The organism is Acinetobacter sp. YH12100 (assembly GCF_013419135.1).
GTDB classification, from domain to species: domain Bacteria; phylum Pseudomonadota; class Gammaproteobacteria; order Pseudomonadales; family Moraxellaceae; genus Acinetobacter; species Acinetobacter pseudolwoffii.
The window spans coordinates 16,831-41,713 of sequence record NZ_VPAQ01000016.1 but is presented as its reverse complement, the minus strand read 5'-3'; the positions used below and the strand labels follow the sequence as shown (position 1 = coordinate 41,713).

The window sequence follows — 24,883 nt, the reverse complement described above, 5'->3', positions numbered from 1 at the left end:
GATATAGGTAATTCAGAGAAGGAGTTTTACATGGGCATCCGCATTACGGGTACTGGCTTGTTCCATCCGGAAAATGTCATCACCAATGAAGAATTAGTTGAAAGTTTAAATGCTTATGTGGAACTGTTTAATCACGAAAATGCGGACAAAATCGCTGCAGGCGAAATTGAAGCGCGTCGTGGTTCTAGTGCAGAATTTATTGAAAAGGCATCTGGTGTCCAACGCCGTTATGTTGCGGAAAAAAGCGGTATTCTAGATCCGAAACGTTTACGTCCGAATTTACCTGAACGTGCAGATGATGAAATTTCACTGCAAGCAGAATGGGGTGTAATCGCAGCCAAGCAGGCGATGGAAAATGCAGGCGTAACTGCTGAAGATATTGATATCGTGATTTTGTCATGCTCGAATTTGCAACGTGCTTATCCTGCCGTTGCCATCGAGATTCAAACCGCTTTAGGAATTAAAGGCTATGCCTATGACATGAATGTGGCCTGCTCGGCAGCAACATTTGGTCTGAAACAGGCCTATGATGCGATTAAGGCTGGTGCGCGTCGTGTGTTATTGGTTAATGTGGAAATTACCTCTGCACATACCGATTTTCGTTCACGTGACTGTCACTTTATTTTTGGTGATGTGGCAACTGCCTCCATTATTGAAGATACCGAAACCAAGACCGGTTTTGAAATTCTGGATATTTCATTATTTACCCAGTTCTCCAATAATATCCGCAATAACTTCGGTTTTCTGAATACGTCTGAAAATGCCGATATTGATGACAAGCGTTTCCGTCAGGATGGTCGCAAGGTATTTAAAGAAGTCTGCCCACTGGTTGCAAAAATGATTACTACTCAGCTTGAGAAAAATCATATTGCGCCAACAGAGGTGAAACGTTTCTGGTTGCACCAGGCCAATGCCAGCATGAATGAACTGATTCTGAAGCTGGTGGTGGGTAAGGAGAATGCCAGACCTGGTCTGGTACCGATTATTCTGAACGAGTTCGCGAATACCTCTTCAGCAGGTGTAATCATTGCCTTGCACCGTACTGCAAATGAAGTTGAAGATGGCGAATATGGCGTACTTTGTTCATTTGGTGCAGGCTATTCAGTCGGCTCAATTCTGGTACAAAAACACGTTGCATAAGCCAGGAGCATATTTTGCAGGTCAAACATGACGGGCAGTGGATTAGACGCTTAAGTGCCTTATCCAAACTTTATTTTACCCCTACTTTTTTAGGGGCTGAGTATATGGATGCCAGTCGACCTGCAATGTATGTCGGTAATCATTCCATGTATGGCATCTTTGATGCGCCGATGCTGATTGATTACCTCTACAACGAACATAAGGTGGCTGTGGTCAGTATTGCAGATCATAGCCATTTTTATGTGCCGCTGTGGCGTGAAGCCGTGAAAAAGTTTGGTGCCATTGATGGAACACAAGCCTATGTGCGTGCTGCAATGCAGCAAGGCTATTCCATTCTGGTCTTTCCGGGTGGCGGTCGTGAAGTGCTCAAACGTCAGGGTGAGCAGTATCAGCTGATCTGGAAGCAGCGTTACGGCTTTTTAAAGCTGGCGCAAGAATTCAACTATGATCTTGTCCCTTTTGCCGCTCTCGGTGCGGATGAGGTCTATGAGATTGGCTTTAATGCCAATAAGATTATCCAGCATAAGTATTTTCAAACACTACTTAAAATACCACAACTCAATAAATTACTACGTCAGGGCGATGTGATTCCTTCTCTGCCCAAACACCTGTTGCCAAAACGCTTGCCCTTTTATTTTCAGTTTATGCCACGACTATCGATTGCTCAGGTGCAGACGCAAGAAGAGCTGGTTGAGTTTCGGCATAGCTTGCAACAGCATATTTATACGGGGTTGGCAGCGCTCACTGTGCAGCGTCAGCAAGACCAGCAGGCAACCGAATCCTCGTTGTAAATCCAAGTTGTGACATATTGAGATGCGCTATATTTAGAAGTCATCCTGCAGTGCTGTTTTATTGTGCGAGTACTGCCATAATGTATGGTCAAATAGTCACTGATCGATGATCGAGGGCTCAACATGATTCAATATAAAAATAAAATAAATAGGTGCGTATATGGAACAGGGTGGTTGGGTAGCGCCGTTAAAATTGCTGGCACAACAATGTTTGCGGATTTCTCCGGAGTTGAACCAGCTTTATCTGGATCAGATGGCGATGATTGGTCATCTGACTGCACAAAATCTATTAAAAATTCAGCAGGGTCAATACCGGATTGAATTGCTGGACGGGTTGTTCTATATCCAGTTTTATACTGCATATGCACTGGACTCCGGAACTACACCCGTTTTGGTCGAGAGTCATTTTTATTTTCAGCAATACAAAGCAGAAGCGCTAGAAGAATTTTTTTTACAGGATATCTATTTCCTGACTGGGGACTTGAAACCGCAGCATTCGCTGTATTTACGTGACAAAGCCAAGCAATTACGCAAACTGATTCTGAACCAGGTCTATGAAGCGGTAAATGGCCCAGCACGGGTATTGGCATTCCTGCGACAGATGTCGGTGGTTCAGGCTGAGATTATTGATCATCATTTAATAGAGGCCGGGTTGTATACAACACCAGTCATGCAAAACGTTGTTCTGGACGAACAGGATATTCCCCCGCAAATTCTTGAAAGCTTGCAACAGGCTTTTTCTTTGGCATTTCTACAGCAGGATGAGTTCCTGTCCATCCAGTCCTTAATGGACACTCTGGATGAATTCTGTTTTAGTGCCGCACAGTTTTTGCATCCGGCGACGTTTCGGATTATGTCCTTGTCTTTTGAAGAGCGTTTTAATTTACATGAACTGAATGATCACAGCGATGATATTCGGCTATTGTATCGACATGCCGAGGAGCAGAGCCACCTGCTCGGTTTTGTCCGTTTGATGAACCGTGAGGTCTGGCATCGGGATGATTTATTAGCCAAACGAAATTTTCTGGAAAATCATCCCTATTTATGGCAAAAAAAGGTGGCCCGATTGCCCCTATTTGACTGTCATCGTGCAGTGAACTGGATTTTCAGGCAACCAGCCGAAGTACTGGACTGGATCAGTAGCAATATTCAGCACAGCAGCGTGCGGGTGGCAGTGACGGCCTTAAGTTTTGTAGACAGCCATCATATTCATCCGCAGATTATTCTGGCGACCTTACAATATTTTCAATATGTCTCAGCGCGACTGTTTATTCATAGCATGCATGAATATGCAATCCAGCATGACTGGTTTCAACATCAGCATAATCAGGCGGTGGTCTTAAAAGGCACACGCCAATCGATGGATGATCAGCGGATTGCCATCACTCCCTCGATTCTGTATCTGGACGAATGGATAGAACTGCTGCGTAACGTGGTCAAAATGGATGATCAGATCACCAAGAAAGTCTATTTGCAACTGAGCCGGGTGATGCAGGCATATATGCAGCATCTATATAAAATTACCACACATCTTCCAGAAGAAGTCTTGACCTATATTCAGCCTCAAAGCCAGCAGAATCGGGATTTCTATCATGTGTTGCAGCGCTATCGGATTCCTTTTGTCGAATTTAGACAGCTGTTTTATTTACACAGTGGACATGTGCGTGAGTCTGTATTTGACAGTTATGTGCGTGACTATCTGGTGGAATATTTTTCCAGTCATAACGAGATTCCGAAAAACCTCAGCTGGAGTGGATTATTCGCTCAGGCCGTGATCTGGCATGATCAGATTCAGAAGCAGGAAATGATGGCCAAGCTGAAAAAAGAGTTTGCGCTCGTAACTTGGTCACCTTTGACGCAGGCCTCATTTTTATTATATTTCAACTGGCGTTTTGAGGAGCTTAAAAATCTGGATCGTATTCTGGAAGAATCCAAGGTTTTCAGGAACTGTCTGGCTGCCAGTTATGCCCAGCAGATTATTGAAGGGCAATATGTGGCCTTTCGCATGTCGCATCCGGATGTGCGTTTACCTTTAATTCTGGGCTGTCGAATCGTCAATGGGCAAGTGATCTTCGATCAGTTGGAATATCCGAACAATCAAAAGGCAGAAGCTGAATATAGCAATATCGCGATGCATTTTATCAACTGGCTCAACTTGCAGGCTTAAGTGCAAGATTAAGTGGTTTTCCGCCATGACGCTTAACTTTTCTGCCAAAAATCGTTAGGCTATAGCCGTTCTTTCACGGTATTGCTCTTATGAAACAGGAAACTGCCCTTAAGTTACTCAAAGCAGGAGAAAATGTCTTTTTAACCGGTTCTGCGGGTGCAGGAAAAACCTATACGCTGAATCAATATATTAATTATTTAAAAGCGCGTAAAGTCGCCGTCGCGATTACGGCATCGACCGGTATTGCAGCCACGCATATGAATGGTATGACCATTCACACCTGGGCCGGCATTGGGATTAAAGACTTTTTGTCCGAAGATGACTTAAAGCGCATGAAAGAGCGTAAATACTTAAAAGAACATCTGGAAAATGCCCAAGTTCTGATTATTGATGAAATTTCCATGCTGCATGCCAAGCAGCTGAATCTGGTCAATCAGGTGCTGAAATATTTTAAGGACAGTGATGAAGCCTTTGGCGGTATTCAGGTAATTGTGGCCGGGGATTTTTTCCAGTTGCCGCCAGTCGGTAAGAATGACGAGCGTAATCGCGATAAATTCTGCTTTATGTCGGAAGCCTGGGTAGAAGCCAAGTTTCGGGTCTGTTATCTGACCGAGCAGCATCGTCAGGGCAATGATTATCTGAATGACATCCTGAATGCGATCCGTGCGCAGGCGATTAGCCATGAACATCGCACGGCTTTACAGGCAACCCGACATCAAGAAATCGGCGATACCTATACGCGTCTGTATACCCATAATATGGATGTGGATAGTCTTAACTTTAAACATCTGAATGAAATTGACAATGATCCGCGCCAGTTTGATGCCCAGTGTGATGGCAATGAAAAGCTGATTGAAACTTTAAAATCTTCAGTACGTGCACCAGAAGCCTTAACCTTGAAAAAGCATGCCAAAGTCATGTTTGTAAAAAATAACTTTGATATGGGCTATATCAACGGCAGTCTGGGTGAAGTGATCAGTTTTGAAGAAGACGATGAATATGGTGTGCTGCCCAAAGTAAAACTGACCGATGGCACGACCTTGGTGGTGGAGCCGGAAACCTGGTCGGTAGACAATGAAGCTGGTAAGACTATTGCCAGTTTCCAGCAAATTCCTTTACGCTTGGCCTGGGCGATTACCATTCATAAATCTCAAGGGATGACCTTGGAAGCAGCAGAAATTGATCTGAGTCATACTTTCGAGAAAGGTCAAGGTTATGTGGCGCTGTCACGGTTGAAAAGCTTAAATGGCTTACGTTTAAAAGGCTTTAATGAGCAGGCTTTGGAACTTGACAGTTTAGCGATTAAAGCTGATCGTCGTTTTCAGGAACTTTCTGATGAAGCCGAAGCGAATTTTGAAAATGTCGATTTGACTGCGCAGCATAAAGCCTTTATTCGTCACTGCGGTGGCACATTGAATGAAGCAGAAATCCAGCGCAATGAAAAGAAAATTTCCAAGAGTGGCACGAAGCAGAGTTATGCCACTGCCACACTGGATGAAACCCGAGCACTGTTTGAAGAAGGCTATGAAGTTGCGGATATCGCGACTGAACGTGGTCTGACGCCAGCGACAATCATTAATCATCTAGGCCGTTTAAACAAAGAGCAGGGACTGGATATTTCGGTGGCTCATCCGGGTGAGGAAGTGGTGGAGCAGGTGCGTAAAATTTATAAACGCTTAACCAAACGTCAAAGTGCTGAGCATTTTAATGATGATGGCTCGATTAAGTTGCGCCCGATTGTAGAACTCACCACGCCTAAAATGGCCTATGACCAAGTCCGTCTGGCACTGTTATTTGTAGAGTAATCCCCGAAATGATCCTTCAGAACTTTTAAGATGCATAGTTTATTCGTATACGGCACGCTTCGTCCGCAGCAACCCAATGCCCATGTCATGGAGCGGATTGGGGGAAGCTGGAAAGCCGCTTATATCCGTGGGCATTTGCAACAGCGTGGCTGGGGGGCTGAACTGGGTAGCCCGGGCATTCAGCTCAGTGATTCGGGCGAGACTGTTCAGGGTTATGTATTTATATCTGAGCATCTTCCCCAATATTGGGAAGAGCTGGATGCGTTTGAAGGTGATGAATATCAACGGATTCCGGTTAAAGTATATTTGGAAAACGGCGAGATGATAGAAAGTTTGGTTTATGCCTTAAAAGATTAGGCTCGGATTTGTCATGCAGTAAATTTCAAATTTTTATCAGGTCACAGCTTGTTAAAGATCATTCTATTTTTTTGTATCGCTTTTATTTTAGCTTGGAAAGCTTACAACCAAGATGAATCTTCCGTTGATCTGATGACATATCCTGAGCAAGCTTGAAACACTGCTTTAAAGCTTGGTGCAAGGTAATCAATAGATGACCTGCATATTATAGGTCATGTGATGTATTTTTGAGAAATCTTTGCATACTGGTGATGCGTGCTGATGATTTGAATCTATTGTGTACCAATCAATAAAGATAAAATCCCGGCTGCAATCAGCGGCCCAACAGGTACGCCGCGTAACACCGCCACACCTGCTACAGTACCAATCAATAAGCCCGCGACAATATCCGGTTGATTCGACATCAGTTTCACACCGCGGCCACCGAGCCAAGCCACAAAAACACCAATGGCAATGGCCAGTAAAGATTTCCAGCTGAGAAATGACTTGAGAATACTTTCTCCGGCAATTTTGCCACTCGCAATCGGTGCCAATACCCCGATGGTTAAAATAATAATTCCAATATTCAAACCATGTTGTTGTACATAAGGCAACAGGTCGTGTAGCGGGGTAATTTTAAGAACAATCAGTACCGCTGCAGCGATGGTGACAGCACTATTGTGACTGAATATACCACAGGCCAGTAATACCAAAAGAACCATCAAATTTAAATCGAGTTGTGACATGGGCGGGAGAGGAAACATGGAAAATGCCACCATTGTAGAGCGTTTCAGCTGGTGATACGAAGAAAATAAGCGAAGCAATCAATTTAGGTGTGTTTCAGGATAGAATGCACAACTCTTCACGCGATACAGGTTTAAGCAGATGCTATTGGAAAAAATGTTGCAGTCACAAGGTTTCGGTTCCCGCAAGCATTGTCAGCAATTGATTAAAAATGGTGCTGTTTCTATCCAGAATGAAGTGATTGATCATCCTAAACATAAACTGGATTTGAATGATTTAGACTTCGAGGTCTATGGCAAGGCCCATCGCTATCGAGAGAAAGTCTATATCGCTTTAAACAAACCGCAGGACTATGAGTGTTCGCATCAGGCCACGCATCATTTTAGTGTGTTTGATCTGTTTGATGAGATGCTGCTGAATCGTGGCATTCAATGCGTGGGTCGTCTGGATCAGGACACCACCGGACTGTTATTGTTGACTGATGATGGCCAGTTTCTGCAAGCGTTAACACATCCGAAAAAACATGTGGCCAAAGTTTATCAAATGCAAACGGCAGATCCAGTCACTGATGCTCAGCTACAGCAACTGGAACAAGGCGTTGAGCTACGCAATGAAAAAGGTATTTTTGCAGCCACTGAAGTGATACGTCTGTCTGAAAGCCGTCTGCAAATGAGCATTCATCAAGGGGTATATCATCAGGTGAAACGCATGCTGGCAGCCGTCGGAAATAAAGTCGAGCAATTGCATCGTGCTCAAATTGGTGCTTTGGCTCTGCCTGAGCTGGCTGAAGGAGAATGGATCTATTTAAATGCAGAACAGGTGGCTTTGGCAAAATTCCGTTCAGAAGAATAATTGAGTTATTCTTCTCAAGTTTATTTGAACGATCAGATTTTATCTCAGGAAACAATGATAGGTCTGAAACTCATTATCCTTAATAAATCCCATAGATTCATACAATTCATGCGATTGGTAATTGTTCTTTTGGGTTTCCAGGGTAATTCTTAAGGCCTGTTCATGTTTGGCAAATAAAATTGCGGTATCAATCAGTTGTCTGGCTGCACCCTGACGCCGAAATATCGGGGTGATATAGACATCATCCAGAATATAATAGGTCGAGCAGGCCACCGAAGAAAAACCCAGATACAGGATAATAAAGCCGGTAAAAGTATCATCTTTGGTATTAATGAAAATGACGGTCTGTCCATCTTCAAAACGTTGTTTTAAAAATTGGTAGGAGAGTTCGGGGTTAGAGGAGGTGCCATAAAATTGTCGATATTCATCGAATAATATCGCAAGCTGATTCAGGTCTGCTGATTGAGCGCGTCGTACGAGCATTGCATCCTCCATGCTAATTTTTTATTGATTATCAGCATCAAGCATAGCGAAGTTTATGAGTGGCAGGCTTTAGAAATTGTTCGGAAATGCAACAATGTTAAATTTTGTCGCTTTCACCTAAAATGGCATTCAGTTCTTCAAATAAATCCAGATGATCATCATCGAGCTGGATTTCCTGATCATCCAGAGAATTGAGTGTTGAATTTGGCAAGCTGCTTTGCCCATTCTGGATCTCATTTTGCTTCAGTTTGCGCAGCCGGATCAGTTGTTCCAGATTAATATTCTGGTTTTCAATCGAGAAGGGGATCGATTTGGTAATCACCACCTGTTTGAAAAAAAGACGCACGGCCTGAGCTGGCGTAATCCCCAATTGCTTAAATACCGCAAAGGCTTGTTTCTTCTCTTGCGAGTCCAAGCGAATTTGATAAACTTCAGTTTTTCTCATAATATTTTTAAAGCTTTAAATTACTTAACTTTTCGCCTTTATTCTAATCAATTACGTTTGAAATTCAATCTTAAAGCGACCGATTTTAGAAAATAATCTGTAATGACAAGCGATTTACAGTGTCAATTCAAGTCTGGAGCTGAAATTCATGCTTTTCTGCGTGATCGGATCGATGAATTGAATATGTTGGGCCAATAAGCTTAAAGGGGCAGAAAAATCATCTTCGGCTTTGTGCGCTATCCGTGGATAAAACGGATCATTCTGAATTGGAATACCGAGATGATTCAAGTGCACGCGTAATTGGTGCTGTTTTCCAGTGTGTGGTTTCAGTTCATATTTGGCCCATTCTTTATTATGTTCTAACAGCTGGATTGCCGTTTCGCTATTGGCTTCGCCGTTGACCACCTGCATGGTATAGAAGGGCTGACCTTTTTCCATTCTTAATCGTGTGATCAATGGAAATTCTAAATCAGCCTTGTATGCTGCAATCGCATGGTAGGTCTTCTGCACTTGCCGTGTGGCAAACATCTGTTGATACAGGCCACGAGATTCTACATATTTTGAAATGAGAACCACGCCGGCCGTTTCACGGTCTAGCCGGTGAATCGGTGTTAAATGTTCATTGCCTGTTTGTTTTTTGAGACGAACCAGCAAGGTTTCCTGTACATACTGACCGGTCGGACTCATGGTCAAAAAGTGCGGTTTATCGATCACCATGAAATGCTCATTTTCAAATAAAATCTGATGTTGAAAAGGAACATGCACTTCATGTGCCAAAAATCGATAATAAAAACAATGACTATTGGCCTGAAATAGACTTTCTGTGCTTAATTGATGGCCCTGCGCATCATAGACCAGACCTTTGGCGAAACGGGCTTGCCATTCATCTGCTGCGATATGCGCAAATTGCGTGCATAAATAAGCAAAAACTGTCGGGGGTGCATCTAGACTATCCTGCAAGAACACTTTACTGGCACTGACCCCATTTAACATGGGCGGATTAAACTCAACAGTCGGATGCATGGCAGGCAGATCAACCTCTCAGAAACAGAAATGGTGAAAAAATACAGTTTCTCACACAGGTGAATAGGCTTTTAAAGCGTGGCGATGCTATCATATTTATTCTTTTGCATCATGTCGTGAGTAATATGCCTTATTCATTTAATGTCACTTTAAATCATGAAGACGATACCCAGAAACTGGCCAAGGTTCTGGCCGAAAATTTCCCTGCGGGAGTCGTATATCTGATCGGTGATTTGGGGGCAGGAAAAACGACCTTAACGCGCTATTATTTGCAACAGCTGGGTCATCAAGGTTCGGTGAAAAGTCCGACTTATACGCTGGTCGAACCGTATCAGATCAATGGGCAGGATATTTTTCACTTTGACCTGTACCGTCTGAATGACCCCTATGAACTCGAATTGATGGGAATCCGGGATTATCTGGAAACTCCGAATGCGCTATTTTTATTTGAATGGCCCTCCAAAGGTGGCGATGAAATTCCGCAAGCTGACCTGATTATTGAAATTTTAAAATCTGAAGATGAACTGACCCGTACTGCAAGCCTGATTTCCTCTAATCTTGCTTTGCGAGAGGCTTTGGAGCGTCAATTTTCACATGTCGAATGATTTAAGCCTACGCCGTATCCGTGCCCTTGATCCTGCGCTGGCCAACCAGATTGCTGCAGGTGAGGTGATTGAACGTCCGGCATCCGTGGTCAAGGAATTACTGGAAAACTCGATTGATGCGGGTGCGACCGAGCTGATCATCCGGGTGGAACAGGGTGGCAGTACCTTAATTGAAATTATGGATAACGGCCGTGGTATTCATGCTGAAGATCTGGCATTGGCCGTCATGCGTCATGCCACCAGCAAAATCCAGAGTGCCGATGAGCTGTATGCGATCAGCAGTTTAGGCTTTCGTGGAGAAGCGCTGGCATCGATTGCAGCAGTCTCACGCCTGACCATGATCAGCAGTCAAAATGAGGATGGCATTGGTTATCAGGTAGAAGTAAACGGTACGGCTTTTGATCATCAGCAGATTCAAGCGGTCGCGGCTTCGAAAGGGACGCATATCCGGGTTCAGGATTTATTTTTTAATGTGCCTGCGCGGCGTAAATTCTTAAAGAAACCGGGCACTGAATTTGGCCACATTGAAGAAATTGTACGCCGTATGGCACTGACGCATTTTGATATCCGGTTTGTGCTGGAACATAATGAAAGCATCAAGCTGAATTTACCCGTGGCGGACAGCGGTGCTTTACGTTTCCAGCGGGTACAGCAGTTATTGGGTCGTCAGTTCACTGAAAATGCTTATTGGATCGATGCTGACAGTATAAACATGCGTTTATCAGGCTGGCTTGGTCATCCCTCAGGTGCGCGTGCACAGGCCGACTTGCAATATGTCTATGTCAATGGCCGGATTGTCAAAGACAAAACCATTTCTCATGCCTTGCGGATGGCTTATGATGGCATTTTGCATGGCCATCAACATGCGGCTTATTTGCTGTTTTTAGAAGTTGATCCTGAAAATGTTGATGTCAATGTCCATCCCACTAAGCATGAAATTCGCTTTCTGAATCAGCGTGAAGTACATGAGTTTGTACGGCATTATGCCAAAGAAACTCTGGCACAATTCCAGACGGCAACTGCTGATTTAGCAACTGCGATGAAAGTTGATGATGAACCTGTTGCACTTGTACCGCAACCGCGTTATCAGGAACAGTTTAGCCTGCACCAGACTGCGCATGCGCAGCAGCAATTATCCTCTAACCTACCTGTAGCTGCTAAAGATGAAAATGAGGCATCGGATGTCCTGACCGACTTTGAATCTTCGCGGCCGCAAACGGTACATTATGCGCGAGACTATAATGCGTCTTATGCAGGCTCGCAGCAGCTGAATAATGCCCTGCAAAGCTATCTGGCACCGCTGCGTGATCAAGCGTCTGCCTATGAGCCACAAGTTGCAGAGCAAGCCTTGCAAAGTCATATACAGGCCAAAGTCGATGAACATCCACTCGGGATTGCGATTGCCCAGTTACATGGGATTTATATTCTGGCACAAAATACCGAAGGGCTGATCATTGTGGATATGCATGCAGCACATGAGCGGATTGTCTTGCAGCAAATGAAATCGGCTTGGGATAAACCTGAATTCTGGACATCACAGCAATTGCTGATTCCCAAAGTGGTCAACATCACTCGAATGCAGGCGATGCGGGTCGAAGAACTCAAAGAGCAGTTAATGCGTTTGGGGCTTGAAATTGACCAGTATGGTGATGAACAGGTGATTGTGCGTGGCGTACCTGCCATTTTGCACAAAGCAGATTTTGATGCACTGATTCCCGAGCTGTTAAATGATCTGGATCCGAATGATCAGGTACAGGGTCTATTGCAGAAACGTGACCAGATTCTGGCAGGTATGGCCTGTCATGGTGCAGTACGTGCGCATCGCATTTTAAGCCTGTCTGAAATGAATGCTTTGCTGCGTCAGATGGAACACACTGAATTTGCCAGTCAATGTAATCATGGCCGTCCGACTTGGCGCGCTTTTCCATTGAATAAACTAGACAAACTTTTTGCTCGAGGAGAGTAGTTTTACATGTCCAATCAATTGCCGGTCATCAATTTAATGGGGCCAACTGCAAGTGGCAAAACCGCTTTGGCATGTGAACTGTATGAGCAGGGAAAATTCGAGCTGATTTCAGTCGATTCTGCGCTGGTTTATCGGGAAATGGATATTGGAACAGCCAAGCCTTCTAAAGAGGAACTGGCGCGCTATCCGCACCATCTGATCGATATTATCAGTCCGCTTGAAGTCTATTCTGCGGCAAACTTTGTTGAAGATGCTTGCCGGTTAATTGATGATATTCATGCACGTGGTAAAACACCGATATTGGTGGGCGGAACCATGCTGTATTTTAAAGCCTTACTTGAGGGGTTGTCAGATAATCTGCCCAGTGCCGACTATACGATTCGTGCTGAAATTGAAGCCAAAGGCGAGCGAGAAGGTTGGGAGACTGTTTATGCAGAATTAAGTGCCGTAGATCCCGTTGCTGCGGAGAAATTCAAGGTTAGTGACAAGCAGCGTATTATTCGTGCCTTAGAAGTGTTTAAACTGACCGGTGAGCCGATTACAAAACTACAGGCAGAGCAACCTAAAAACTTACCATATCGTTACAGTTTTTATAACTATGCACTTATGCCAGATCGGTTAGAATTACACGGGCGTATTGAACAACGTCTGCAAATGATGTGGAAAAACGGTTTTTTAAATGAAGTTGTTAGTTTAATTGAAAAATACGATTTTAATGAAAATCTACCTTCTATGCGTTCGGTAGGTTACCGTCAAGCTATAGAATTCTTAAAAAATGCTGACAAAACCAAGGAGAAGCAACAGGAAATGGAGGATAAAGCTTTATTTGCGACACGACAACTTGCAAAACGTCAATATACGTGGCTGAGGTCTTTGCAAGAAAAGCATAAATTTACAACATATTTTACGCTACAGCAGGCTCAACAAGACTTGCGAAACTGTCACGGATAAAGCAAAATTTAGGGACTATCTTTTTTATAATTTTTAATTGAAAAATAGAGATAGTTTTTGCGCTGATTTTTAATTTTTTTTTGGAGTTATAACATGTCTAAAGGTCAAACTTTACAAGATCCATTCTTGAATTCTCTCCGTAAGGAACGTATCCCAGTATCTATCTTCCTGGTAAACGGTATTAAATTACAAGGTCATATCGAGTCTTTCGACCAATACGTGGTTTTATTAAAAAATACAGTAAGCCAAATGGTTTATAAGCATGCAATTTCAACTGTAGTGCCTGCACGTAATCCTCGTCCTGCTGGTGCGCCTGCTGGTCCACAAGGTGCTGGCTTTGGCGGTCAAGGTGCTGCTGGTGGTTTCGGTGGCGGTCAAGGCACTGGCTTTGGTGGTCAAGGTGGCTTCGGTGGCGTTCAAGGCGCTGGCTTTGGTGGTCAAGGTGGCTTCGGTGGCGGTCAAGGCGCTGGCTTTGGTGGTCAAGGTGGTGGCTTTGGTGGTCAAGGCGGCTTCGGTGGCGGTCAAGGTGCTGGCTTCGGTGGTCAAGGTGGCTTTGGTGGTCAAGGCGCTGGCTTTGACAACGATACTAAATTTGAAGATACTCAAGACGACGAAAATAATCGTTAATCGAGTCTGAAAATTAAAAAAACCTCTCATCGAGAGGTTTTTTTATGCCTGTAAGTTTTGCATGGATAAAAATTAAAAAGCCAGCAATCTAGCGCTGGCTTTTTAAAATGGATCTGGGCTTAACGATTACGTTTAGGATCCAGTTGTGGATCTTTGATTTCTACATAGGCATTGCTACGTGTTTCACGTAACCAGCTGTCCAGCTCGGCATCAAACTGACGTTCACCAAGTAATTGACGGGCCATACGTTCTTGATATTCCTCTGTCATATCCTGTTGACGTGTTTCGCTGACTTGCAGGATATGCCAGCCAAACTGGGATTGAAACGGTTTACTGAACTGCCCCACTGGGGTGCTTTTCATTTGCTGTTCAAACTCAGGCACCATTACCCCAGGGCTTACCCAGCCAAGACTGCCACCATCACGTGCTGAACCGGTATCATTGGAGAAGGTTGAAGCTAAAACAGTAAAATCTTCGCCTTGTTGCAGGCGGCTATATAAACTGTCAATCATCTGTTTGGCATTTTCCGGACTGACTACTTCAGAGGGTTGAATCAGGATGTGACGGGTCAAGTATTGAGGAACCAGGGCTTTTTGTTCGCCACCTTTACGTTCTAGTAGCTTGAGTACATGTACCCCATCAGCAACCGGAATGAGTTCAGAGGTTTGACCTGGCTGTAGGGTCGTGACACGTGCAGCCAGTTCTGCCGGAATTTCTGACAGGCTTCTCACGCCCATGTCAGCAGCTTCGACTTTAATGCCGCTAGTGCTGTATTTTTTGCTGATCGCCTGAATATCATTGCTGTTATTCAGCTCTTGCTTTACCTGTGTAGCAATCTGTTCAGCATTTTCGCCGCTTACACGTAAATGCAGCACATGTACCTGACTGCCGAGTAAAGCCTGACCTTGCGGGGTATTTAGGAAGTTTTTAACATCCTGGTCTGTGATTTGAATCCGTGAAGTCACGACTTGTTGACGTAAACGATTCAGCGCTAAATCTTCCGCAATACGGTTGCGTAAAGAAGCATAGGTATTGGGCGCCATGGCATCCAGTTTTTGCTGAAAAGCTTCCAGACTGGTTGAGCCCGAATCGCGTGCAACTTTCAGTACTGCGTCATTCAGGGATTTTTCATCGGGACGAATATTGTAGCGTTTAACTTGTTCAAGTTGTGCCTGACGAATAATGAGCTGCTCTAAGGCTTGTTGCTCAAGAAATTGTTGGGGTGGAACTGTCTGATTTTGCTTTTGCAGCTGATGAGAAATCTCGGCCACACCTTGAGCCAGATCACTACGCAGAATGATACTATTGTCGACCACAGCTACAACTTCATCTTTAGGTTGGGCAACAGCAAACGTCGTCATCGCTGAAGAAAGGCATAGCGCAAGTGCAGTCGCTTTAAAAATTTGTTTTAACTGTTTTGTCTTCATTAACGTTCTGTCCAAGTTTGATTGATATTGTTAAAACCTAGAATGCGATTTTCTAGTAATGAGGTGAGTTTGCTGCTTAACCCACCTAAGCCTTTCAGGCTGACCTCGGCCATAATTGCGCGTTTGGCTTTGACGTTTGAATCATTAACGTCGTCTAAGTCATTGTAATATGAACGACCATATACAGAAACTCCCCAACAGCATGACTCATAGTTGACCCCAAGTAAATATTCTCGTGCGACACTATTGTCGAGGTCAAACTGCGCATGTCCTACCAGACGCCAGTTGTTGGCAAGCGGCTGAATAAAGGAGCCGACGATATGATCATAACGGTCTTGACGGTTCGGAATGTCTTTACGATAGAAATAGCCGACGTTGTATAGATTGCCCTGATCGCCAGTATAATAAACCTGCACATCACGCTCAGCATTTTGGCCATTCGACATCCAGCTGGAGTTTAAATTGACATGGACATTATTCGATAGCTGGCTGGTCAGTTGAATTACAGGGCCAGTATGACTTTCACGGTCGAATTCATCTGCATCATTTTCCAGTGTGACACGGCGATCTTCAAAGAAGAAACTTTGACCGACACTCGCGCGTAGGCGTTCCAGACCTTCTTCATTAAACAGGCTATAACTCAGGCCTAAAGAGGCAAAGTTATTGTCTTCCAAGCGGTCGTTGCCATAGAAGCGACGCGCACTGAAAAGCTGATCATAATTAATCGAAGCAACGACTGAATCAAAGTTAGGTTGATTCTGCTGGTTTTCATAAGGTGAATAGGCATAGAACAGACGAGGCGTTAAGGTCTGTAAATAGGTGCCTTCTTTTTCGAAAATTAAGCCGGTGTCCAGCGTGAATTGTGGCACCACAATGGACTGGCTTTCACTAGAACCACCACGGTCTCGGGTTTTCTCATCATAGAAGGTATTGATGTTGCGTACAGATGCTTCCGGAATAAAAAACGACCACGGGTTATAGTGATTATAACGCACCGAAAAGTCGTTATAGATGCGGGTGCCACTTGGTTGATAAATCTTGTCATCATTTTGAGGGATATCAGCAAAATTTCTCAGGTCTTTCTGGAAATAAGCAGTATCGTTATTAAACTCAAGCTGTAATCCGAGTGGATTGCCAGTTTTATAATTGACTAAAAGCTGTGGCAAACGTGCATAAGGACGATCTTCATCCAGTACAGTTGGATCGAGTGTCTGGAAATCTTCGACTTTGAATTGTGCCTTTAAGCCGGGAATACCATTTTTATAATTGACTTCCCAGGCGCGGCGCAGGTTTAAGTCAGTTTTTGAGTTCGGGTTATTGTCCAAGTCGGCAAAGTAATCTTTGTCTGAGGCGTAATTATATTCCAGATTGGTCGAGAACTGATCGTTGATTTGCCAATTATGCAAGTAATGTAAGCTTTTACGATCCTCATTATCATAACTTTCATCCGAAGGTAGATAGCCACCCCAGATGCGACCTTCACCATAATTTTCTGTCAGATAACGGAACTCGCCATCTAGCATGGCACCACGATCACCAATATAGCGCGGCGTGAGGGTAGCATCATACTGTGGGGCCAAATTCAGATAAACAGGAACACCGAGTTCAAGTCCGCCATCATTGGTAAAACCAAAAGTTGGCGTTAGAATGCCGGTAGTACGGCGGTCATCAATCGGGAAGTTGAAATAAGGTATTGCCAATACCGGAACGTCTTTGACATACAGTTTGGTATTGCGGGTTTCACCACGTCCGGTTTCCTGATTCAGCTTGATCTTTTCTGCCTGTATTTTCCAGGTCGGCTTTTGCTCAGGCGGGCAGGTAGAGTAAGTGGCATTTTCCAGTTCTATCGTATCAGTCGATGTTTTGGCAATCTTTTCTGCACGACCGTGGGCATGTTGCTGCTCTGCAATATAGAAACTGTTGTTTAAATCGCCCTGTTGGGTTTTTAAATTATAATTAATATCATCACTTTGTGAGATCAGACCGCCTTGTGCTAACTGTACCTGACCTGCTGCTTTGGCATAGGTCTGGGTCTGATCAATGGTCACTCGTTCGGCACGGATTTGACGACCTTGCTGATCAATAACCACATTGCCTTCCAGATAGGAGTCGCCTGCCGGATTGTAATGTCCATAATCGGCGGTAATGGTCGAGGTGGCTTGGTCTGGCGCAATAGTCGCTGCATCTGGAGCGATCGGGGTGACCCAGGCACCTTCACAATAAGCCGAACTTAAATACTGTCCCTGACGTTGCTGCGCTTCAGCCGAGGATTTATCGACATAGTATTGTGAAAAGAAGGCTTCACCTGGATAGGTCTCATTAATGCGCTGTTTGAGTTGTTCTGCATTTACATCGGATGAGACAGTTGATGCAGCATAGCTTGAGGCTGAGCTGCCACATAAAAGGGTTAAGATCGCAGTCGCTAGAGGGTTGATTTTAAAGTGATGCTTCATTTGTCTCATTAACCAATCATGCTTTTATCGCAATTAATTATTGTCGCATCATAGAGAAAAAGTTGATAAGTAGCTACACTTAGCACTTTAAAAACTCAGCCTGTATTAGAATTAATTGCAAATGAATACACAACGCGAACAATTGATACAATCTTGGATTGCCTCTGTACTCGGTTCAGATCAATTTGAAACTCATTTTTTAGCAGGTGATGCCAGCTTCCGTCGTTATGCACGAATCAAACTGAATAATAAAACATTTATGCTGATGGATGCACCACCAGAAAAAGAAGATTGTGTGCCTTTTGTGACGATTGATGAATTTTTTGATGCGCATGGCGTGCGTGTTCCGCATATTGTCGCCAAAGATCTGGAAAATGGTTTTTTGCTGCTCGAAGATTTTGGCGATGTCCTGCTTTCCAATCTGCTGAATGAAGAGACGGTGGATGCTTATTATGAGCAAAGCTTTAAGCAGCTGATTCAACTGCAATCAATTGCTGGAGAAGGACATTTTCCGGAATACTCTTATGAAAAACTGATCTCGGAATTGCAGCTGCTGACTGACTGGATGTTGCCAGCCTTAAAAATCCAGCCGACTGAATCAGAAAGTGCCTTGATCAAACGTAGCTTTGCGATTCTGGCCAATGCAGCGCTGGCGCAGCCACAAGTGATTGTGCATCGTGATTTTCATAGCCGTAATCTGATGAAAATTGACAATGAAACCGAACTCGGGGTGATTGATTTTCAGGATGCGGTGATTGGTGCGGATACCTACGATCTGATTTCGATTACCCGTGATGCTTATGTACAGTGGAATGCAGATCGCGTGTATCACTGGTTCAAGACTTTCTATGATTTATTGCCAGCCTCAGCCAAAGAAGACCGTGATTTTGAGCAGTTCAAGAAAGATGCCGATATGATGGCGATTCAACGTCATATCAAAATTCTGGGTATTTTTGTGCGTCTGTTTGAACGTGATGGTAAGTCTGGTTATTTAAAGGATTTACCACGGGTGATGTGGTATTTATTAGAAGAATCTAAACCTTATCCAGAATTACAACCTTTTATGCAGTTTATGCATGAAAAAGTGATGCCGGCATTTGAAGCAAAATATGGTTCATATGAGGTGGCTGCCTAAATGAAAGCGATGATTTTAGCCGCAGGCCTTGGTAATCGTATGCGGCCTTTAACGCTGCATACCCCAAAGCCTTTGCTTGAAGTCGGTGGCAAGCCGCTGATTGTCTGGCATATCGAGAAACTGGCTGCGATTGGCGTCACTGAAATCGTGATCAATACTGCATGGCTCGGTGAAAAACTGGCACAAGCCCTGGGTGATGGCTCACAGTTTGGTGTCAAGATTCTGTGGTCACATGAAGGTGAAGGTCTGGAAACGGCAGGCGGGATCATTCATGCCTTGCCGCTTTTGGGTAATCAGCCTTTTATCCTATTAAATGGTGATGTCTGGACCACAATGGATTTTGCACCTTTATTAGATGTTGATCTGAACGATAATTTGGCACATCTGGTGTTGGTCGAAAATCCGGAGCAACATCCAGAGGGTGATTTCACCCTTGCAGAAGGGAAGGCTTATACCTTCGATCAACAGGTCGAGGGTGAAAACCTGACTTTTAGCGGTGTATCCGTCATCAGTCCAAAAATGTTTGAAGGCTTAGAGGCTGGAAAGCGTCCTTTGGCACCTTTATTAAAGGCAGTGATGCTGAATCATCAAGTGGTTGCCTCTAAACTGGTGGGTATTTGGGTAGATGTCGGTACGCCTGAACGTTTAACGGCACTAGATTTGGCAATCCGTGAAGCTAAGTCTGTTTAAGTGAATATTCACTAAGCACTGCCTACTATGACAAGATATAGAAAACGGTATACTTCCACCTAACTTTTTCGAGCGTAGATTGTTTATGCACATGTTTTTTCAAGAACTAAAGCAGGGTAGCCAGGCTTTGGGTTTAGAGCTATCTGAAGAAGCTTTGAATTTATTACTCAAGTATCAGGACGCTTTGGTGCTGTGGAACAAAGCATATAATTTAACTGCGATCCGTGATCCGAAAGAAATGCTGGTCAAGCATCTGCTGGACAGTCTCAGCATTCTAAAAGATCTGCCAGCGGGCCGTCTGCTCGATATCGGTACGGGTGGCGGTATGCCGGGCATGATCATTGCTTTATGTCAGCCCGAGCGTGAATGTGTATTACTCGATTCAAACGGTAAAAAAATTCGTTTCCTGAAGCAGTTTATTGCCGATCTGAAACTTAAAAATGTCATTGCGGTGCAAACGCGTGTAGAAAATGAAGACAGCATTAACGAGCTGGGTCAATTTGATGTGATTACCAGTCGTGCGTTTGCATCTCTGACTGACTTTGTGGATGCCTCTAAACCGTATATGCATGAACAGACCATTATTGCCTCAATGAAAGGCTTAATTCCTGAAGATGAAGTCACTGCTTTAAAAAATGAATTTAGTTGTGAGATTATTGAACTTAAAGTTCCGCGCTTAGACGAACAGCGTCATTTACTGCTATTAAAACGTATTTAAGAATTTTAAAGGGATTGGGGGCAACATGGCACAAATTATTGCGATTGCAAACCAAAAAGGTGGTGTTGGTAAAACCACAACCGCAGTAAATTTGGCAGCATCTTTAGCTGTGTTAAAAAAGCGCGTTTTGCTGGTCGATATGGATTCGCAAGGCAATGCAACCATGGGGTCGGGCATTCAAAAGAATGACTTGCTCTATTCGGTCACCGATGTATTGCTGGGTGAAGTGCCGATTGAAACGGCGATCGCCAAGGCAGAGGTCGGTTATAAGGTTCTGGGTGCCAACCGTGATCTGGCTGGGGTTGAGCTGGCAATTGCAGATCAAGAAGGACGTGAATTCATCCTGCGTGATGCATTGCAAGAAGTCGAAAAGTCATTTGATTATATTATTGTTGATTGTGCGCCAAGTCTGAGCCTGATTACAGTGAATGCTTTGGCAGCGGTTGATGGTGTGCTGATTCCGATGCAGTGTGAATATTATGCACTGGAAGGTCTGGCTGATTTGACCCAGACCATCGATCGGATTCAGCAAGCATTGAATCCAGACCTGCAAATAGTCGGTGTATTACGTACCATGTATGATGCGCGTAATGCCTTGACCCGTGATGTCTCTGAAGAATTAGAACAATATTTCGGTAAAAAACTGTATGACACCGTGATTCCACGCAATATTCGTCTGGCTGAAGCACCAGCACACGGTTTGCCGGTGATTTATTTTGAAAAAAGCTCAAAGGGTGCAGTTGCTTACTTAAATCTGGCAGCTGAAGTATTAAAGAAAAGCAAAGTGAAAAAAGGAAGTAAAGCATGACCGTCAAGAAACGTGGACTCGCCAAAGGTCGTGGCTTGGATGCCTTGCTAGGCTCAATTCAAAAAGAAAAATTACAGATGGAAGCCCAAGGTCTTGATCATGGTCAGCTCAAACAGATTGATGTGAACCTGCTCAAGCGTGGTGAATACCAGCCGCGCCGTTATATCAACGAGCAAGACTTGCAAGAGCTGGCGGCATCGATTGAAAAACACGGCATTATGCAGCCGATTGTGATTCGTCCGGTCGATGACGAACGCTATCCTTATGAAATTATTGCCGGTGAACGTCGTTGGCGTGCAGCGCAGTTGGCAGGTCTGACTGAAATTCCTGCGATTGTGCGCGAACTTCAGGATCAGGTCGCGATTGCATTGGCTCTGATTGAAAACATCCAACGTCAGGATCTGAATCCGATTGATCAGGCCATGGCTCTGCAACGTTTCCATGAGGAATTTGGTCTAAGCCATCAGGAAATTGCAGACACAGTCGGCAAGGCACGTACTACGGTCAGTAATTTACTTCGCCTGCTCAGTCTGGCTGAAGAAGTGAAAGACTTTATGCAGCAAGGCCTGCTGGATATGGGGCATGCGCGTGCGATTCTAACACTGAAGGCAAAAGACCAGCTCAAAGTCGCTGATATCGTGATTGAAAAAAGCTTGTCTGTTCGTCAAACCGAGCAGTTAGTCCGTGATTTTAATGCACCTAAACAAGAAAAAGTAAAACAAGCGCTTGCACCGGATATTCAGCAATTGACCCAGCGCCTTTCAGAGCGTTTCAGTGCTGATGTGAAAATTGACTATAACAAACAAGGTAAAGGAAAATTAGTCATTAGTTATCATTCTTTAGAAGAGCTGGATGGCATTCTTTCTATTTTAGAAGATGAATAATTTATATATTTTTTTTATTGGGGAATAAATTAGATGTGGGAATTGGTTAAAGCGGGTGGCTGGCTCATGCTGCCACTGGTCTTGTGTTCTATCTTTATGTTGGCGATTTCGATCGAGCGCCTGATTCGCCTGAAGAGGAAAGCGGTACTTCCGTCTACACTTCTGATGAGTCCAGTGCAAAATGCATCACAAGTCATGCAAAAAATTCAACAAAGTACAGAATTGAAGCACAGTACTTTAGGCCGGGTATTTGCAGCAGGCTATGCCAGCAAGCCGCAGGGCGAACAGTATGCCCGTGCACAAATGGAAGTGATGGCATCGCAGGAAATTGGTTATCTGGAAAAGAATATTAACTTTCTGGGAACCTTAAGTGCTGTGGCGCCATTGCTGGGTTTGTTGGGGACTGTGCTTGGGATTATCGAATCTTTTCTGATGATCGATGTGGGGACTGGGAGTGATCCGGTATTGATGATGCCAGGTATTTCCAAAGCCTTGATTACCACAGCAGCCGGGATGCTGATTGCGATTCCGGCACTTTTTGCCCATCGTTACTTCCAGCGACTGGTTCAGGAATATGTGGCGGAGCTTGAACAGCAGGCGACCTTGTTTCATGCGGATCTTTTTTATCGCAATATTGCAGATATAGACCAAGATATGCAAAAAGCCAGCTAGGAGGCGGATGATGAAATTCAAACGCAACCAGGTTGAAGATGTGCATATTAATCTGACCCCTATGATTGATTGTCTGCTGTTTATTCTGGTCTTTTTACTGTTATCGACAACATTTAGCCAAATGAGCCGTATGAACTTGACCTTACCAGATGCGCAGGGTGTTCCGCCTAAAAGTTATGATCAGAAAGTTGAAGTGATTGTAGATGCCAATGGTCATTATGCAGTCAATGGTCAATCCTTGGCCAGTAAAGAAGTCGCAGATTTAAATACTGCAATTAAACAGATTTCTAATGAACGCCGTGATTTAATGTTCGTCATTGCCGCTGACGCGAAAGCCAGCCATCAGGACGTGATTCGCGTTATGGATGTGGCCGGGCAGCTCGGCTTTGTCAATATTAATATCAGTACCAAAGTACCTACCCGAGGTTATTAGTGAAGCACGATTTTAAGGTCTATCTTCGCCTTTTAAGTTATTTAAAACCATTTTGGGGCATTGCATTGCTTGTCCTGCTGGGTTTTTCTATTAATGCAGCCACAGAGGTTTCTGTGGCTAAATTACTGGAATATATCATTGAGGCAATTCAAAACAAAGACCAGAGTTCTACTTCACTTTTCCCGTTTTTAGTGGTCATACTGATGTTCTTCCGGGGACTGGGTTTGTTCATGGGTGGATATTTTACTGCGGTGATTTCCCGTAATCTGGTGTTTAATATCCGTCAGGAAGTGTTTGCAAAATTGCTGCGGTTACCATCGCAGTACTATCTGGACAATACCAGCGGGCATATTACTGCCAAGATCATGTATAACGTGGAACAGCTGACCGCTGCCTCAACAGAAGCGTTAAGAACCCTGTTGCAACAAGGTTTGATTACGATTGCGCTATTAGGCTATCTGCTATATAGCAACTGGCGTCTGACCATGTGTATCCTGATTTTTGCACCCGTTATTGGCTTTGTGATCAGTAAGGCGGCTAGACGGATGCGTAAACTGTCACAGCAAGTGCAAGACACCATGGGGGATGTTAACCATGTGGTTCAGGAAACGGTCAATGCCAACCTGATCGTCAAGGGTTTTGGTGGCCAAAGTTACGAGCAGGAACGCTTTAAGCAGAACTCGCTGGAAAACTTGCGTCGTGGCTTGAAAATGGTCGCTGTGCAGCAGTTGAACAGTCCTGTGGTTCAGCTGATCATGTCTATTTCACTCAGTATTGTCATGTTTATTGCCTTGCGTCCACAGATCCTTGGCGATACCTCTGCCGGTGAATTTGTGGCTTATATTACGGCTGCAGGCATGTTGGCAAGACCAATCAAGGCTTTAACAGATATCAATGAAAAAATTCAACGGGGTATGGCCGCAGCGCATTCGGTATTTGAATTGCTGGACATGCCCGAAGAAAAAAATACCGGGACTTTAAGCGATAGCTTAAAAGGTAATATTCAGTTTAAAGATGTCAATCTGTTTTATGATGATGGTCATCATGCCATTCGTGATTTTAATTTAGAGGTAAAAGCTGGTGAAACGGTTGCTCTGGTTGGGCGTTCCGGTGCCGGTAAAAGCTCACTGGTGAATTTGCTGGTACGTTATCAGGATACAACGTCAGGTCAGCTTCTACTGGATCAGAAACCGATTGAAGACTTTGAGCTGACTGCTTTGCGTACCCAGATTGCGATGGTGAATCAGCAAGTGGTGCTGTTTAATCGGACTGTGCGAGAAAATATTGCCTATGGTCAGCTCGAAGGTGCGACTGATGAAGACATTATTGCAGCAGCAAAAGCCGCTTATGCACATGATTTTATTATGGCTCTGCCAAAAGGTTATGATACCCAACTGGGTGCTCAAGGTTTAAATCTGTCTGGTGGTCAGCGTCAGCGCATCGCGATTGCACGTGCGATTTTGAAAAATGCCTCTATTCTGATTCTGGATGAAGCAACCAGTGCCCTGGATAATGAATCCGAATACTTTATTCAGCGTGCCTTTGATCAGGCCATGCAAGATCGTACAACCATTGTGATTGCACACCGTTTATCGACGATTGAAAATGCGGATCGTATTGTGGTCATGGATCAGGGGTGTATTGTCGAGCAAGGGACTCATGCAGAACTGATTGCATTGCATGGGGCTTATTATCAGCTGCATCAACGTAATTTTGAGGAACAATAAG

The 24,883-nt window shown here is 44.2% G+C and carries 24 protein-coding genes; 18 read left to right on the top strand and 6 right to left on the bottom strand.

Translation table 11 applies throughout. The annotated features are described in order from the left end of the window. Positions 1-30: 30 nt before the first annotated feature. The 5 genes from FTU40_RS11900 to FTU40_RS11880 all read left to right on the top strand — a co-directional run bounded on the left by FTU40_RS11900 (position 31) and on the right by FTU40_RS11880 (position 6,260). Positions 31-1,140 carry a beta-ketoacyl-ACP synthase III gene (locus FTU40_RS11900; protein ID WP_180040992.1) on the top strand — a complete coding sequence of 370 codons (1,110 nt, stop codon included), beginning with the start codon at positions 31-33 and terminating at the stop codon, positions 1,138-1,140. A 14-nt stretch (positions 1,141-1,154) separates the two neighbouring features. Then, on the top strand, positions 1,155-1,931 hold the full coding sequence (locus FTU40_RS11895) for a 1-acyl-sn-glycerol-3-phosphate acyltransferase (RefSeq protein ID WP_180040990.1): 777 nt from the start codon (positions 1,155-1,157) through the stop codon (positions 1,929-1,931). 160 nt (positions 1,932-2,091) lie between these two features. Next, complete coding sequence (locus FTU40_RS11890; RefSeq protein WP_180040988.1) at positions 2,092-4,098, top strand: hypothetical protein; 2,007 nt, start codon at positions 2,092-2,094, stop codon at positions 4,096-4,098. 89 nt (positions 4,099-4,187) lie between these two features. Further along, entirely contained in the window at positions 4,188-5,903 is a 1,716-nt protein-coding gene (locus FTU40_RS11885) for an AAA family ATPase (protein WP_180040986.1), read from the top strand. Between the two features lie 30 nt (positions 5,904-5,933). Beyond that, positions 5,934-6,260: a gamma-glutamylcyclotransferase family protein gene (locus FTU40_RS11880; RefSeq protein WP_180040984.1), complete on the top strand. Its 327-nt coding sequence runs from the start codon at positions 5,934-5,936 to the stop codon at positions 6,258-6,260. A 272-nt stretch (positions 6,261-6,532) separates the two neighbouring features. Here FTU40_RS11880 and FTU40_RS11875 read toward each other — a convergent pair whose 3' ends face one another. Next, positions 6,533-6,985 carry a DUF441 domain-containing protein gene (locus FTU40_RS11875; RefSeq protein WP_005097358.1) on the bottom strand — a complete coding sequence of 151 codons (453 nt, stop codon included), beginning with the start codon at positions 6,983-6,985 and terminating at the stop codon, positions 6,533-6,535. A 139-nt stretch (positions 6,986-7,124) separates the two neighbouring features. Here FTU40_RS11875 and FTU40_RS11870 point away from each other — a divergent pair, with 139 nt between their 5' ends. Beyond that, positions 7,125-7,835 carry a pseudouridine synthase gene (locus FTU40_RS11870; RefSeq protein WP_005097357.1) on the top strand — a complete coding sequence of 237 codons (711 nt, stop codon included), beginning with the start codon at positions 7,125-7,127 and terminating at the stop codon, positions 7,833-7,835. Between the two features lie 39 nt (positions 7,836-7,874). On the opposite strand, the gene FTU40_RS11865 is transcribed toward FTU40_RS11870, so the two are convergent. The 3 genes from FTU40_RS11865 to FTU40_RS11855 all read right to left on the bottom strand — a co-directional run bounded on the left by FTU40_RS11865 (position 7,875) and on the right by FTU40_RS11855 (position 9,786). Beyond that, the gene (locus FTU40_RS11865) at positions 7,875-8,318 is read right to left on the bottom strand and encodes an N-acetyltransferase (protein WP_005097355.1); all 444 of its coding nucleotides are present in this window, start codon (positions 8,316-8,318) and stop codon (positions 7,875-7,877) included. Positions 8,319-8,415: 97 nt separating this feature from the next. Next, on the bottom strand, positions 8,416-8,763 hold the full coding sequence (locus FTU40_RS11860) for a type II toxin-antitoxin system RelB/DinJ family antitoxin (protein ID WP_005097354.1): 348 nt from the start codon (positions 8,761-8,763) through the stop codon (positions 8,416-8,418). Positions 8,764-8,877: 114 nt separating this feature from the next. After that, positions 8,878-9,786, bottom strand: a complete 909-nt coding sequence (locus tag FTU40_RS11855; protein ID WP_180040982.1) for a pseudouridine synthase — start codon at positions 9,784-9,786, stop codon at positions 8,878-8,880. Between the two features lie 125 nt (positions 9,787-9,911). Here FTU40_RS11855 and tsaE point away from each other — a divergent pair, with 125 nt between their 5' ends. The 4 genes from tsaE (at position 9,912) to hfq (ending at position 13,935) form a co-directional block, all read left to right on the top strand. After that, complete coding sequence (tsaE, locus tag FTU40_RS11850; protein ID WP_005097351.1) at positions 9,912-10,391, top strand: tRNA (adenosine(37)-N6)-threonylcarbamoyltransferase complex ATPase subunit type 1 TsaE; 480 nt, start codon at positions 9,912-9,914, stop codon at positions 10,389-10,391. Continuing rightward, positions 10,381-12,357, top strand: a complete 1,977-nt coding sequence (gene mutL, locus FTU40_RS11845; RefSeq protein ID WP_180040980.1) for a DNA mismatch repair endonuclease MutL — start codon at positions 10,381-10,383, stop codon at positions 12,355-12,357. Before tsaE ends, mutL begins: the two co-directional genes overlap by 11 nt. Positions 12,358-12,363: 6 nt before the next feature. After that, positions 12,364-13,308 carry a tRNA (adenosine(37)-N6)-dimethylallyltransferase MiaA gene (gene miaA, locus FTU40_RS11840; RefSeq protein WP_005097348.1) on the top strand — a complete coding sequence of 315 codons (945 nt, stop codon included), beginning with the start codon at positions 12,364-12,366 and terminating at the stop codon, positions 13,306-13,308. A 93-nt stretch (positions 13,309-13,401) separates the two neighbouring features. After that, on the top strand, positions 13,402-13,935 hold the full coding sequence (gene hfq / locus FTU40_RS11835; protein ID WP_180040978.1) for an RNA chaperone Hfq: 534 nt from the start codon (positions 13,402-13,404) through the stop codon (positions 13,933-13,935). A 119-nt stretch (positions 13,936-14,054) separates the two neighbouring features. Here the strand turns inward: hfq and FTU40_RS11830 are convergent, their stop codons facing one another. Both FTU40_RS11830 and FTU40_RS11825 read right to left on the bottom strand, forming a co-directional pair. Continuing rightward, the gene (locus FTU40_RS11830) at positions 14,055-15,362 is read right to left on the bottom strand and encodes a peptidylprolyl isomerase (RefSeq protein WP_005170365.1); all 1,308 of its coding nucleotides are present in this window, start codon (positions 15,360-15,362) and stop codon (positions 14,055-14,057) included. After that, positions 15,362-17,815, bottom strand: a complete 2,454-nt coding sequence (locus tag FTU40_RS11825) for an LPS-assembly protein LptD (protein ID WP_180040976.1) — start codon at positions 17,813-17,815, stop codon at positions 15,362-15,364. The genes FTU40_RS11830 and FTU40_RS11825 overlap by 1 nt, the downstream gene beginning before the upstream one ends. Positions 17,816-17,936: 121 nt before the next feature. Here FTU40_RS11825 and FTU40_RS11820 point away from each other — a divergent pair, with 121 nt between their 5' ends. The 8 genes from FTU40_RS11820 to msbA all read left to right on the top strand — a co-directional run bounded on the left by FTU40_RS11820 (position 17,937) and on the right by msbA (position 24,882). Continuing rightward, positions 17,937-18,950, top strand: a complete 1,014-nt coding sequence (locus FTU40_RS11820) for an aminoglycoside phosphotransferase family protein (protein WP_100329626.1) — start codon at positions 17,937-17,939, stop codon at positions 18,948-18,950. Further along, the gene (gene murU, locus FTU40_RS11815) at positions 18,951-19,640 is read left to right on the top strand and encodes an N-acetylmuramate alpha-1-phosphate uridylyltransferase MurU (RefSeq protein ID WP_180040973.1); all 690 of its coding nucleotides are present in this window, start codon (positions 18,951-18,953) and stop codon (positions 19,638-19,640) included. Positions 19,641-19,725: 85 nt separating this feature from the next. Then, complete coding sequence (gene rsmG / locus FTU40_RS11810) at positions 19,726-20,358, top strand: 16S rRNA (guanine(527)-N(7))-methyltransferase RsmG (RefSeq protein WP_005097338.1); 633 nt, start codon at positions 19,726-19,728, stop codon at positions 20,356-20,358. A 25-nt stretch (positions 20,359-20,383) separates the two neighbouring features. After that, on the top strand, positions 20,384-21,166 hold the full coding sequence (locus FTU40_RS11805; protein WP_005170377.1) for a ParA family protein: 783 nt from the start codon (positions 20,384-20,386) through the stop codon (positions 21,164-21,166). After that, complete coding sequence (locus FTU40_RS11800) at positions 21,163-22,050, top strand: ParB/RepB/Spo0J family partition protein (RefSeq protein ID WP_005097335.1); 888 nt, start codon at positions 21,163-21,165, stop codon at positions 22,048-22,050. Before FTU40_RS11805 ends, FTU40_RS11800 begins: the two co-directional genes overlap by 4 nt. 33 nt (positions 22,051-22,083) lie before the next feature. Continuing rightward, the gene (locus FTU40_RS11795) at positions 22,084-22,722 is read left to right on the top strand and encodes a MotA/TolQ/ExbB proton channel family protein (protein ID WP_005097334.1); all 639 of its coding nucleotides are present in this window, start codon (positions 22,084-22,086) and stop codon (positions 22,720-22,722) included. 10 nt (positions 22,723-22,732) lie between these two features. Further along, positions 22,733-23,155 (top strand): biopolymer transporter ExbD, encoded by a 423-nt coding sequence (locus FTU40_RS11790; protein ID WP_004278885.1) that lies wholly within the window; start codon positions 22,733-22,735, stop codon positions 23,153-23,155. Beyond that, on the top strand, positions 23,155-24,882 hold the full coding sequence (gene msbA / locus FTU40_RS11785) for a lipid A export permease/ATP-binding protein MsbA (RefSeq protein WP_180040971.1): 1,728 nt from the start codon (positions 23,155-23,157) through the stop codon (positions 24,880-24,882). The genes FTU40_RS11790 and msbA overlap by 1 nt, the downstream gene beginning before the upstream one ends. Position 24,883 lies beyond the last annotated feature (1 nt).